At 41.7% G+C, this 13375-nt stretch carries 12 protein-coding genes; 7 read left to right on the top strand and 5 right to left on the bottom strand.

The genetic code is table 11. The annotated features are described in order from the left end of the window. Positions 1-58: 58 nt before the first annotated feature. On the bottom strand, positions 59-1315 hold the full coding sequence (gene tyrS / locus B7700_RS03895) for a tyrosine--tRNA ligase (protein ID WP_000546884.1): 1257 nt from the start codon (positions 1313-1315) through the stop codon (positions 59-61). A gap of 141 nt (positions 1316-1456) precedes the next feature. On the opposite strand from tyrS, the gene pbp1b reads away from it, so the two are divergent. The 6 genes from pbp1b (at position 1457) to B7700_RS03865 (ending at position 8212) form a co-directional block, all read left to right on the top strand. Beyond that, entirely contained in the window at positions 1457-3907 is a 2451-nt protein-coding gene (gene pbp1b / locus B7700_RS03890; RefSeq protein WP_084887280.1) for a penicillin-binding protein PBP1B, read from the top strand. 56 nt (positions 3908-3963) lie between these two features. Further along, on the top strand, positions 3964-4875 hold the full coding sequence (locus tag B7700_RS03885; protein ID WP_084887393.1) for a DMT family transporter: 912 nt from the start codon (positions 3964-3966) through the stop codon (positions 4873-4875). A gap of 228 nt (positions 4876-5103) precedes the next feature. After that, positions 5104-5802 (top strand): 2,3,4,5-tetrahydropyridine-2,6-dicarboxylate N-acetyltransferase, encoded by a 699-nt coding sequence (gene dapD / locus B7700_RS03880; protein WP_000127460.1) that lies wholly within the window; start codon positions 5104-5106, stop codon positions 5800-5802. 67 nt (positions 5803-5869) lie between these two features. Beyond that, entirely contained in the window at positions 5870-7000 is a 1131-nt protein-coding gene (locus B7700_RS03875; protein ID WP_084887278.1) for an N-acetyldiaminopimelate deacetylase, read from the top strand. 11 nt (positions 7001-7011) lie between these two features. Then, a complete protein-coding gene (locus B7700_RS03870; protein WP_049510373.1) occupies positions 7012-7551 on the top strand; it encodes a 5-formyltetrahydrofolate cyclo-ligase in 540 nt (179 codons plus the stop codon). After that, complete coding sequence (locus tag B7700_RS03865) at positions 7535-8212, top strand: rhomboid family intramembrane serine protease (RefSeq protein WP_084887276.1); 678 nt, start codon at positions 7535-7537, stop codon at positions 8210-8212. Before B7700_RS03870 ends, B7700_RS03865 begins: the two co-directional genes overlap by 17 nt. Before the next feature lie 63 nt (positions 8213-8275). On the opposite strand, the gene galU is transcribed toward B7700_RS03865, so the two are convergent. The 4 genes from galU to argS form a co-directional block, all read right to left on the bottom strand. Continuing rightward, positions 8276-9175, bottom strand: a complete 900-nt coding sequence (gene galU / locus B7700_RS03860; RefSeq protein WP_084887274.1) for a UTP--glucose-1-phosphate uridylyltransferase GalU — start codon at positions 9173-9175, stop codon at positions 8276-8278. A gap of 21 nt (positions 9176-9196) precedes the next feature. After that, a complete protein-coding gene (locus B7700_RS03855) occupies positions 9197-10213 on the bottom strand; it encodes an NAD(P)H-dependent glycerol-3-phosphate dehydrogenase (RefSeq protein WP_020903403.1) in 1017 nt (338 codons plus the stop codon). Positions 10214-10382: 169 nt separating this feature from the next. Then, the gene (locus B7700_RS03850) at positions 10383-10628 is read right to left on the bottom strand and encodes a hypothetical protein (RefSeq protein WP_020903404.1); all 246 of its coding nucleotides are present in this window, start codon (positions 10626-10628) and stop codon (positions 10383-10385) included. Between the two features lie 458 nt (positions 10629-11086). After that, positions 11087-12778, bottom strand: coding sequence for an arginine--tRNA ligase (gene argS, locus B7700_RS03845; protein WP_084887272.1), 1692 nt, complete (start codon positions 12776-12778; stop codon positions 11087-11089). A gap of 135 nt (positions 12779-12913) precedes the next feature. Here argS and argR point away from each other — a divergent pair, with 135 nt between their 5' ends. After that, entirely contained in the window at positions 12914-13360 is a 447-nt protein-coding gene (argR, locus tag B7700_RS03840; RefSeq protein ID WP_001231476.1) for an arginine repressor, read from the top strand. Positions 13361-13375: the final 15 nt, after the last annotated feature.

Genomic DNA, 13375 nt, shown 5'->3' with positions numbered 1-13375 from the left:
AAAAAGGAGTTACCTTTCTCGAGGTTAACTCCTTTTTTATAGGTAAATGTTGAACAGTTTAGTAAGTCAATACAAAGTATTTTTTCTTACCGCGACGGATAACAGTCAGTTCGTTCTCAAGCTTATCTGCGTCACTTAAGACATAGTCAAGGTCTTGGATGCGGTCACCGTTTACGTAGATAGCTCCGTTTTGGACATCTTCACGGGCTTGGCGTTTTGAGTTAACTACACCAGATGAGACGAGTAGTTCCACAATATTGTGGTTTTCGTCTGCTTGTACTTGGTAGTTTGGCACTCCACGAAGTCCTTGTTTGAGCTCTTTAACAGAAAGATTTTTGATGTTTCCTGCAAAGAGTTGCTCAGTGATGTTAAGAGCTTCTTTGTAAGCTTCTTCTCCGTGAACAAGAGTAACGACTTCACGAGCCAAGACTTTTTGTGCCAAACGTTCGTGTGGAGCTGCTTCAAATTGTTTACGGATGTCTTCAATCTCATCGAGTGACAAGAAAGTAAAGATCTTCAAGAAGCGAACAGCGTCAGCGTCCATAACGTTCATCCAGAATTGGTACATTTCGTATGGAGAAGTCTTTTCAGGATTGAGCCAGACTGCGTTTCCTTCTGATTTACCAAATTTCTTACCAGTTGCATCGGTAATCAGTGGTACAGTGATAACGTGACCAGTCTTATCAGCTTTACGACGAAGCAATTCAGTACCAGCTGTCATATTTCCCCACTGGTCAGAACCACCGATTTGAAGCGTTACGTTGTGGTCTTGGTTAAGGACGAAGAAGTCGTAACCTTGCATGATTTGGTAAGCGAACTCAGTGTAAGAAATTCCTGTTTCAATCCGTTTTTTCACAGACTCCTTGCTCATCATGTAGTTGACAGTAAAGTATTTTCCGATATCACGGAGGAAATCAATGAAGCTGATGCTGCCAAACCAGTCGTAGTTGTTGACCATGACAGCCTTGTTTTCCCCATTTTCAAAGTCAAGAAAACGAGAAAGTTGTCCTTGGATAGACTTGACCCAGCCATCTACTGTGTCTTTTGTTTGGAGACTACGTTCAGCATCTTTGAAGGACGGATCTCCGATGAGACCTGTAGCACCGCCAACGAGCGCATAGGGTTTGTGACCTGCTAGCTGCAAGCGACGACTTGTCAAGATTGCGACAAGGTGGCCTAGGTGAAGGCTGTCAGCAGTTGGATCGTAGCCAGTATAATAAGAAACTTGACCTTCTTCTAGGGCTTTACGCAAAGCTTCTTCATCAGTCGTTTGAAAAATCAAACCACGCTCTTTTAGCTCATCAAAAATGTGCATGTGTCTTTTCTCCTTTTTAAAAATATTGTTTCTAACTATTGTATCACAAACTTGGGCAATAGCCTAGTAGAATAAGGAAGAAAGTGGCTATTTTATTGAAAGTTTACCTTTTATGGTATAATAGATAGAGTGAGGAAATCCATGCAAAATCAATTAAATGAATTAAAACGAAAAATGCTGGAATTTTTCCAGCTAGTAAAATCAAAAATAAATCATAAAAAATCAGAGAAAGTCTCAGAAGAGAAGAAGTCGGATGGGACAGGTGGAAAAGTTCTGGCTATCCTAGGTAGTATTTTAGTTGCTATTAAGGGCATTCTGAATACTCTCTTTATTCTAGGCTTTATCGGTGGACTTTTTGGTGCTGGTGTAGCTCTTGGTTATGGAGTTGCTTTGTTTGACAAGGCTAAGGTTCCCCAAGCGGAGGATTTGGTCAAGCAGGTTAAAAATATTTCTTCCATCTCAGAAATTGTTTATGCAGATGGGAGTGTCATTGCTTCTATCGAGAGTGACCTACTGCGAACTTCTGTTTCATCTGAGGAAATATCAGACAATCTCAAAAAGGCTATCGTTGCAACTGAGGACGAACATTTTCTTGAACATAATGGGGTTGTGCCAAAAGCTGTGATTCGGGCGACTTTGGGAACCTTTGCAGGTTTGGGCTCATCTAGCGGGGGCTCGACCTTGACCCAACAGTTAATCAAACAACAAGTGGTTGGAGATGCTCCGACTTTGGCTCGTAAGGCTACAGAAATTGTTGATGCCCTTGCCTTGGAACGCAGCATGAGTAAGGATGAAATCTTGACTACTTATCTCAATGTTGCTCCCTTTGGTCGAAATCATAAAGGACAGAATATTGCAGGTGCTCAGCAAGCTGCTGAAGGGATTTTCGGTATCGATGCCAACAAGCTGAGTATTCCCCAAGCTGCCTTCCTAGCAGGTTTGCCACAGAGTCCGATTACTTATTCCCCTTATGAAAATACTGGAGAGTTAAAGAGTGATGAAGACTTAGAACTTGGTTTGAAGCGGGCCAAGGATGTTCTCTACAACATGTACCGTACGGGTGCTCTGACTCAGGAAGAATACGACCAGTACAAGGATTATAATCTCAAACAAGATTTCTTGCCATCAGGAACTGTCAATGCTGTTTCGAGGGATTATCTCTACTTTACAGCTATGGCTGAAGCGACAGACCGTATGTATGATTATTTAGTTCAACAGGACAATGTCTCTAGCCAAGAGTTGAAAAACGAGTCGATTCAAAAGGCCTATCATGAGCGAGCTGAGCAGGAGCTAAGTAATGGCGGTTACAAAATTACTACAACGATCAATAAAAAAATCCATAACGCCATGCAAAATGCAGTTGCTAACTACGGTCGTTTGGTAGATGATTCGACTGGGCAGCCTGAAGTAGGGAATGTTTTGATGGACAATAAAACGGGGGCTGTTCTAGGTTTTGTTGGTGGTCGTAATTACCAGACTAACCAAAACAATCACGCCTTCGACACCAAGCGTTCGCCAGCCTCTACAACCAAGCCTTTGTTGGCCTACGGTATTGCCATTGACCAAGGTTTGATGGGAAGCGCTAGTATCTTGTCCAATTATCCGACAAAATTCTCTAATGGCAATCCTATCATGTATGTAAATAGTCCAGGTACAGGCATGATGACTTTGGGTGAAGCCTTGAACTATTCGTGGAATATCCCAGCCTATTGGACCTATCGCATGCTACGTGAGAAGGGTGTGGATGTCAAGGGTTACATGGAGAAAATGGGTTACGAGATTCCGGAGTACGGTATCGAAAGTCTGCCTATGGGTGGTGGGATTGAAGTCACAGTTGCCCAGCATACCAATGGTTATCAAACAATTGCTAATAACGGTGTTTACCATCAGAAACATGTGATTTCTAAGATTGAATCACCTGACGGTAGGGTAATCTATGAATTCCAAGACAAACCAGTTCAAGTGTACTCGAAGGCAACGGCAACAATTATGCAGAGTTTGCTTCGTGAGGTGATTTCATCTCGGATCACTTCAAGTTTCCAAACGGATTTGGCTTCCATCAATTCAAGCTTAGCTCGTGCAGACTGGATTGGTAAGACTGGTACAACTAATGAAGATGAAAATATGTGGCTCATGCTGTCAACACCAAGATTGACTCTAGGTAGTTGGCTAGGACATGATGACAACCGCCCAATGGCTAAGGGGGCTGGACATTATCGAAATGCCAAATATATGGCTTACTTGGTCAATGCTATCCAACAGGCTGAGCCTGGTGTTTGGGGCAATGAACGCTTTAATCTTGATTCCAGTGTGACCCAATCTCAGGTCCTCAGATCTACAGGACAGAAGCCAGGCAAAGTATCCGTTAATGGAAAAACAGTGGATCTTTCAGGGGCTACTGTAACGAGCTATTGGGCTAATAAGGCGGGAGCTCCTACGACTAGCTATCACTTTGCTATTGGAGGAAGTGAAGCAGATTATCAAAATGCTTGGTCAAGTATTATTGGTAGTTTCTCATCTACGCCAAGTTCAAGTAGTAGTTCTAGCAGTACATCAAGTTCATCATCTACACAACCAAATAGTAGAAGGTAGGAAAGTGGCATTGATTGCCACTTTTTTCTTTTTTCCTTTCGTGTTACAATAAAGGTATGAATCAGTATCAGAAAAAGATTGTTAAAGGAACTATTTATTCGCTCCTATCTGGCTTAATCTGGGGAATCTGTGGAATTTTAGGAGAATATTTCTTTACTCATTATCAAGTGTCCTCTGGCTGGATTACCTCTATGCGTTTGACACTGGCAGGGAGTCTTGTACTCATTTGGTCTGCAGTGCAATTAAAATCGCAAGTGCTAGATATTTGGCGAGATAAGAAAAATTACCTGCCCTTTTTAGCCTATGCTATTTTGGGGATTTTTTCAGTCCAGTATTTTTTCTACCTCTGCGTAGAATATTCTAATGCAGCGACAGCGACTATTTTACAGTTTATAAGTCCTGTCTTTATCCTCTTTTACAATCGCTTGATTTATCAAAAACGAGCGTCAAAAAGTGCTATTTTCTATGTTTTGATTGCCATGCTGGGCGTGTGCTTGATGGCGACAAAAGGCGATCTCTCTCAGTTATCTATGACGCCACTAGCCCTTATAACAGGTCTGTTGAGTGCCATGGGTGTTATGTTTAATGTTATCTTACCTCAACCTTTTGCTAAGCGCTATGGTTTTGTCCCGACGGTTGGGTGGGGGATGATTTTGGCCGGTTTATTTAGCAATGTCCTTTCGCCGGTTTACAAGCTCTCCTTTACTCCTGATATTTGGAGTATCTTGATTTGCCTCATTATCGCTTTCTTTGGAACGGCTTTTGCCTTTTTCATTTCTATGAAGGCAGTGTCCTTGGTCTCTCCTTTAGTGGTTTCCGTTATCAGTGCCAGTGAACCTCTCTCTTCTGCCCTTTTGAGTGTTTTATTTTTAGGCTTGGTAGTGGATTGGTCCCTTCTTACAGCTATGGCTCTGATTATTTTACCCATGATTTTCCTATCGGTAGAAGAAGCGAAAGAAAGTAAATAAAAAGTCTTTTCTTAATTCTAAAAGTGTGCTATACTAGAATAGTCAATAAAACACGGGGAGATAGTTGTGAAGAGTGTTTTTAGGTTGTATCGGTAGGGGCTTGCTTTTACCGACAGCACGTTTTATCTCACATCCCTAAAAATCATACCTAAAAACAAACAAAAAGGCTTCAAATTTGAGGCCTTTTTTGGTAGAATAGGTATCATTAAAATGAACTAGGAGGCGCCTATGACTGCTACAAAAATGAACGCTCAAGAAATTATCCAATTTATCGCCAATGCTGAAAAGAAAACCAGTGTGAAAGTAACCTTTGAGGGACAACTCGCAACTGCTGTACCAAGCTCTGTTGTCAAACTAGGGAATGTCCTATTTGGAGACTGGAAAGATGTGGCTCCGCTTCTCGATGGTTTGGTAGAAAACCAAGACTATGTTGTTGAGCAAGACGCTCGTAATTCTGCAGTTCCTTTGCTAGATAAACGTGCTATCAATGCTCGTATTGAGCCGGGTGCTATTATCCGTGATCAGGTTGAAATTGGTGACAATGCTGTTATCATGATGGGAGCGGTTATCAATATCGGTGCTGAAATTGGTGCAGGAACTATGATTGACATGGGGGCTATCCTTGGTGGCCGTGCTATCGTGGGGAAAAACAGTCATGTTGGTGCAGGTGCCGTTCTTGCAGGTGTGATTGAGCCAGCTAGCGCAGAACCAGTCCGTGTTGGAGACAATGTTCTCATCGGTGCCAACGCAGTGGTTATCGAAGGAGTTCAAATCGGTAGTGGTTCAGTCGTTGCGGCAGGAGCCATTGTTACCCAAGATGTCCCAGAAAACGTGGTGGTGGCAGGTGTTCCAGCTCGCATTATCAAAGAGATTGATGCCCAAACCCAACAAAAAACAGCGCTAGAGGATGCGCTTCGTACCTTATAATTGTAAAAGTAATAAAGAGGCGGAACCCTTCTTCCAGCCTCTTTCTGCTATATCGGAGGATAGATAGATGTTAGATTTGATTCAGACTAGACGAGATTTGCACCAGATTCCAGAGATTGGCCTGGAGGAGTTTAAGACTCATGCTTATTTGCTAGATGTGATTGAGAAATTGACTGCGGGCAAGAATTTTGTCCAAGTTCGAACTTGGCGGACAGGGATTTTGGTTTATTTGCAGGGAAGTCAACCAGAGCGTACCATTGGTTGGCGGACAGATATTGATGGCCTGCCTATCGTCGAACAAACAGGCCTTCCTTTCGCTTCTCAGCATCAAGGTCGTATGCACGCTTGTGGCCATGATTTCCACATGACTATTGCTTTGGGCTGTCTTGAGCGAGCCCTTGAGGAGCAACCAAAGAACAATCTGCTCTTTCTGTTTCAACCTGCTGAAGAAAATGAAGCTGGTGGCATGCTCATGTATGAGGATGGCGCTTTTGGAGACTGGTTGCCAGACCAGTTTTATGGCCTTCATGTTCGACCAGATTTGAAGGTTGGTCAGATTGCGACCAATACCCATACACTCTTTGCAGGGACTTGCGAGGTGAAGATTCACTTCAAAGGAAAAGGGGGACACGCTGCCTTTCCGCATGAAGCAAATGACGCCTTGGTGGCTGCTAGTTACTTTGTGACTCAAGTGCAGTCAGTGGTTAGCCGTAATGTCAACCCAATCGAGGGAGCGGTGGTGACCTTTGGAGTTTTCCAAGCTGGAACAACCAACAATGTTATCACAGATACAGCTTTTTTGCATGGAACTATTCGGGCCTTGACTCAAGATATGAGTCTCTTGGTTCAAACGCGGGTCAAAACAGTTGCAGAAGGAGTTGCAGCTGCCTTTGGTATGGAGGTTGAAGTGGAACTAAAGCAAGGTGGTTACCTGCCTGTTGAGAACAATCCAGTCTTGGCGCGTGAACTGATGGACTTTTTTGAAGAGAAAGACGGAATTGAGTTGATTGATATCGAACCTGCTATGACAGGTGAAGACTTTGGTTATCTCCTTTCAAAAGTTGATGGCGTTATGTTCTGGCTAGGTATTGATAGTCCCTACGCCCTTCATCACCCTCAGATGAGTCCTAAGGAAGAAGCCTTAGCTATTGGGGTGGACGCGGTCTCTAGTTTCCTGAAAAAGAAGGCAGCAGAGTAGAGGGGGTGTCTATGAAATCGGAATTACGTAAGCAAGTCTTGCAAGAAATGAAGGCTTTATCTCAAGAACAAAAACAGGCTATAGACCAAGCTTTAACAGAACGACTTTTACAACATCGCTTCTACCAAGAAGCCAAGGTCATCGCAAGCTACCTCTCTTTCCCTCATGAGTTTCAAACGCAGGGATTGATTGAGCAGGCGCTGAAGGACGGCAAGAAGGTTCTGATACCCAAAACTTATCCCAAGGGGCGCATGGACTTTGTAGTCTATAATTCGCAACAACTGGTCAAAACTTCCTTTGGATTACTGGAGCCACAGGGAGATTTGGAAGTGGTGGATGCCTCTCAGATTGATTTGATTCATGTTCCTGGTCTGGCTTTTACGACGAAAGGATATCGGATAGGATACGGTGGAGGCTATTATGACCGTTATCTGAAACATTTTTCTGGTCATAGTTTGAGTACGGTTTATCCTTGTCAAATTCAGGACTTTATACCTGAAAAGCATGATATTCCTGTTGAGGAGGTATTAATTGATGAAGGAAATCTTTGATAGACGTTACCCTGTGACGAGTTTCTTCCTCTTAGTGACGGCCTTGGTATTTTTACTAATGTTGGTCACTGCAGGCGGAAACTTTGACAGGGCAGATACATTATTTCGATTTGGAGCCATGTATGGGCCAGCTATTCGCCTCTTTCCTGAGCAAATTTGGCGTCTCTTTTCAGCCATTTTTGTTCATATTGGGTGGGAGCATTTCATTGTTAATATGCTTTCCCTTTATTATCTTGGTAGGCAAGTAGAGGAAATTTTCGGATCCAAGAAGTTTTTCTTTCTCTATCTTTTATCAGGAATGATGGGTAATCTCTTTGTTTTTGTATTTAGTCCTAAATCCTTAGCAGCAGGCGCCTCTACCTCTCTCTATGGACTATTTGCTGCGATTATTGTTCTTCGCTATGCAACGCGTAATCCTTATATCCAGCAGTTGGGGCAATCCTATCTGACACTTTTTGTGGTTAACATTATTGGCAGTGTTCTGATTCCAGGAATCAGCCTAGCAGGCCATCTCGGGGGAGCAGTTGGTGGAGCATTTCTAGCAATTATCTTTCCAGTTCGAGGAGAAAGACAGATGTATAGCGCTAGTCAGAGACTGGTAGCGTTAGTGTTGTTCGTAGGACTTGCAGTCTTACTTCTCTACAAGGGAATGGGGTTGTGAAGGTTTATAAGAATAGTTATGTAATAAAAAAGATAAGGCATTTTTGAACCTTATCTTTTTATGTTATTCCTTCTCAGCCAATTCTTTTCCCAGTTGGATGAGGTAATCTTTCAAGTCATCTTTGACTTGTGGGTGTTTGAGGGCGTAGTCAATAGATGTTTTCACAAAGCCAAACTTATCCCCAACGTCGTAACGAGCTCCTGTAAATTCACGGGCGAAAACACGTTGTGTTTTATTAAGCGTATCAATAGCGTCGGTAAGCTGGATTTCATTTCCAGCACCGGGAGCTTGATTTTCGAGGATTTCAAAAATTTCTGGTGTGAGCAGATAGCGTCCGATAATTGCCAAATCACTTGGAGCATCTTCTGGAGCTGGTTTTTCAACGAAAGTTTCGACACTGTAGAGACCATTAATCCCTTCACCCTGAGGAGCTATAACTCCATATGCTGAAACGTCTTCATGAGGGACAGGCATAACAGCAATTGTTGATGCGTGAGTTGTCTCGTAATCATTCATCAATTGTTTTGTCAAAGGTACAGCATGGTCATCTGTAATATCCATTAGGTCATCACCAAGCATGACAACGAAGGGCTCATTCCCTACAAAAGCTTTGGCTTGTAAGACAGCATCTCCAAGCCCACGAGGATGGCTTTGACGGATAAAGTGAAGGCGAATGCCAGTTGTTTCGTCTACCAATTTTAACAAGTCATGTTTGCCTTTTTCTTTGAGGTTGTACTCAAGCTCAAAGTTTGAGTCAAAGTGGTCTTCAATAGAACGTTTTGATTTACCAGTGACAACCAGAATATCTTCAATACCTGATTTAAGAGCTTCTTCTACGATAAATTGGATAGTTGGTTTGTCCACAATTGGCAACATCTCTTTAGCAAGTGCTTTGGTTGCTGGTAAAAATCGAGTTCCAAGTCCAGCGGCAGGGATGACTGCCTTTCTAACTTTTGATGTCATAAGAATCCTTTCTCTAGAGGGTTAAGACCACTCATTTTCTGCTTTAAATTCATTGTTCATGATGTCGTAAATGGCATCTTTAATATTGGTTCCGTGGTAAATAACTTGGTAAATGGCTTGTGTAATTGGCATATAGACTCCAAGTTCTTGCGCTAGTTCATAGGCTGCTCGAGTTGTTGAGATTCCTTCAATAACCATGCCCATATTGGCTTCGATATCAGCTAGAGATTCTCCACGACCAAGAGCATCTCCGGCTCTCCAGTTACGAGAGTGGATGGAGGTTCCCGTTACGATCAAGTCTCCTACACCGGATAAGCCACTATAGGTCAATGGACTGGCCCCAAGTGCTACTCCTAGGCGGGTAATTTCTGCCAAGCCTCGAGCGATGATGGCTGCCTTGGCATTGTCACCAAATCCCAAACCATGTAAAGCTCCAGCACCGACAGCAATAATATTTTTAAGAGCACCAGCAGTTTCAACTCCAATAACATCCGTATTGGTATAAAGTCGGAAGTAGTGATTACTAAAGAGTTCTTGAACGTATTGAGCTGTTTGTAAATCTTTAGAAGCAGCAGTGATTAAAGTCAGGTCACGTACAATGGTTTCTTCCGCATGACTAGGTCCTGAAACAACGACAATATCACTGCGGAGATGTTCAGGAATTTCTTCTTCAAGGATGGTTGACAATCGTTTATGGCTATCAGGTTCTAATCCCTTTGATGCGTGCATGATGATAGCCTTATGATCCAAGGTTTTTGCAACTTGTTGGGCAACAAGTCGTGTCACTTTTGTTGGGACAACAAACAAAATCGCATCCACATCTTTTAATGCCTCTGCTAAGTCAGTGTAGGCAATGATATTTTCATCTAGAACGACATCTTTAAAGTAGTGCTTGTTAGTATGATAGGTATTAATTTCATTGATTTGCTCGGGAAGATTTCCCCAAATACGTACCTCGTGTCCATTGTCATTTAAGACTTGTGAAAGGGCAGTTCCCCAAGAACCAGGCCCCAAGACGGCGACGGTTTGTTTTTCCATGTTTTCCTCCTTAATAGAGTCCTTTTCATTATTCTATCATATTCTAGAGGATTTTGCACTTGCATTACTGGGGAGTGGTGGCTTTGTTACTTGAAAAATACACAAAAACCGAGACGAAGGGACAAACTCTCAGTCTCGGTTTTTATATTCCTTAAAAGAATAGCTCGGTTTATTTCAATTGATCTGTAATGTCTTTTGACAGTAACATTCCCAGATGATAAGTTTTATTGATGTAAGCAATGACATCATTGATATTTTCAGTCGTGTGAATTTTCTCTTTGATATCACTCCTAAATGTTTCATCCTTTAAAAGTTGTTCTTGGTAGAGCCTTTGAAGTCTCTCCTTCTCGTACTTATTGAGCAGAAAAAGGAACACCAAGCTAATTACAACGAGGATATAAGCATATTGGCTCATAGGAAATCTCCCTGTATGATAAAGAAGTAGTAGTGAATAAATCGATTTAGTGGATCTAAAATAGCAGAACAAGTCAGCAAAACTTGATAAGATTTTTGATAGGCCTCTAAACCTAATTACGTATAGGATTTGGTCTTAGTTATTTAGACTGCTTTACAATTAAGTAATTAAAAGATTGCGACATAAGTCTAACCAAATCTCCGACAGGATTTGGTCTTAATTACTTAGACTGCTTTTTAATCAAGTAACTTGAAGCTTACGACATGAACCAAACCAAATCGATATTATTTGGTTTGGTGAATTAGTGAAGCGTTTAGGCAAGTGTCTCTGGTTACGACGTAAAGAAACATAAATCGATAATATTTATGTTTCTTTACTAGTGAAGCACCTAGCCAAATTCCTGATAGGATTTGGCGTTAGTTACTTAGATTGCTTTGCAATCAAGTAACTTTGGTGATTTACATCTTCTCTGGCGCTTCTACTCCAAGCAAGCGAAGGGCTTCTTTGAGAACGACTGCGGTTGCGTAGCTGAGAGCTAGACGGCTGTCGCGTTCTGGGCTATCATCCAAGATACGTGTATGTGCATAGTATTTGTTAAAGGCTTGAGCCAGGCTAATTGCAAATTTAGCAATGATAGAAGGTTCAAAGTTATCCGCCGCACGGTTGATAATACGTGGGAAGTCTTGGATGAGTTTAATGATTTCCCAGCTTTCAGCATCATTTAAGCTGTAATTAGCCACTGTTTCTGGTTTGAAGTCTGCTTTACGTAAGATCGATTGGATACGAGCATAGGCATATTGTACATAAGGACCAGTTTCCCCCTCAAAGGATACCATAGCCTCTAAGTCGAAGTCGTATCCATTTGTACGGTCAGTCTTAAGGTCATAGAATTTAATGGCCCCAACCCCAACAGCATGCGCTACCTGGTCTTTGTTTTCAAGTTCAGGATTTTTAGCCTCGATTTGGGCTTTGGCACGGCTAACAGCCTCTGCAACAGTAGGCTCTAGCAAGATGACATTCCCTTTACGAGTAGAGAGTTTTTTCCCTTCTTTTGTAACCAAACCAAAAGGAACATGAGTAATGTCTTCACTCCAGCCGTAGCCCATTTCTTTCAAGACAGCTTTGAGTTGTTTAAAGTGGGCAGATTGTTCTTGACCAACAACGTAGATAGATTTAGCAAATTGGTATTCGTTTTTACGGTAAAGGGCTGCAGCCAAGTCACGTGTGATGTAGAGAGTTGCACCATCAGATTTCTTGATGAGGGCTGGATGTTCAATTCCATATTTCTCAAGATTGACAACTTGGGCACCTTCTGACTCAACAAGAAGTCCTTTTTCAGAAAGAATGTCTACAACTGCATCCATCTTATCGTTGTAGAAGGCTTCTCCGTTGTAGCTGTCAAATTCAACCTTCAGTTCATTGTAAAGGCGATTAAATTCCACTAAACTTTCATCACGGAACCATTGCCAAAGAGCGAGAGCTTCTTCATCTCCATTTTCAAGTTTACGGAACCATTCGCGTGCTTCTTCATCCAAACTTGGGTCATTTTCAGCCTCAGCATTGATGCGGACGTATAGTTTAAGGAGTTCATCAATTGGATGAGCTTTTACAGCTTCTTCGTCGCCCCATTTTTTGTAGGCAACAATCAACATCCCAAACTGTTTACCCCAGTCTCCCAAATGGTTGACCTTGACCGTTTGATAACCGATTTTTTGGAAAATATGTGACAAGCTATCTCCGATAACAGTTGAGCGCAGGTGACCGATAGAAAATGGTTTAGCGATATTTGGACTAGACATATCGATAACAACATTTTCTTGTTTGCCAATATTTTGGTCAGCATAGTGTTCTTTTTCAGTGATAACAGCTTGCAATACTTGAGCAGAAATGGCAGATTTATCAAGGAAAAAGTTGACGTAAGGTCCTGTTGCAACAACCTTTTCAAAGGCTTGGCTGTTAATTTTTTCAGCCAGTTCAGCAGCAATCATTTGAGGTGCCTTACGTTCGACTTTTGCAAGAGAAAAAGCAGGGAAAGCAATGTCTCCCATTTCTGAGTTTTTAGGGGTTTCCAGTAAATTTAAAATAGCCTCTTGGTCCAGGCTATCAATGACGCTAGCCAACTTGCTAGCAATCAGTTCTTTTGTATTCATTAAGAGCTCCTTTTTGGACTTTTCTACTATTTTATCACAATTTTAAAGAAAGAAGAAAAAATTTTTGAAATCTCCTATTTTTTTGGTATAATATAGTTATAAAATTAGTGATAAATATGCATATAAGAGGATTTTATGAGAAAAAGAGATCGTCATCAGTTAATAAAAAAAATGATTACTGAGGAGAAATTAAGTACACAAAAAGAAATTCAAGATCGGTTGGAAGCGCACAATGTTTTTGTGACGCAGACAACCCTGTCTCGTGATTTGCGCGAAATCGGCTTGACCAAGGTCAAGAAAAATGATATGGTGTATTATGTACTAGCAAATGAGACAGAAAAGATTGATTTGGTGGAATTTTTGTCTCATCATTTAGAAGGTGTTGCAAGAGCAGAGTTTACCTTGGTACTTCATACCAAATTGGGCGAAGCCTCTGTTTTAGCAAATATTGTAGATGCAAACAAGGATGAATGGATTTTAGGAACAGTTGCTGGTGCCAATACCTTATTGGTTATTTGTCGAGACCAGCACGTTGCCAAACTCATGGAAGATCGTTTGCTAGATTTGATGAAAGATAAGTAAGGTCTTGAGAGTCGC

It is taken from the genome of Streptococcus mitis, from assembly GCF_002096755.1.
Classification (GTDB): domain Bacteria; phylum Bacillota; class Bacilli; order Lactobacillales; family Streptococcaceae; genus Streptococcus; species Streptococcus mitis_AC.
This window is presented reverse-complemented; position numbering and strand designations above follow the sequence as displayed.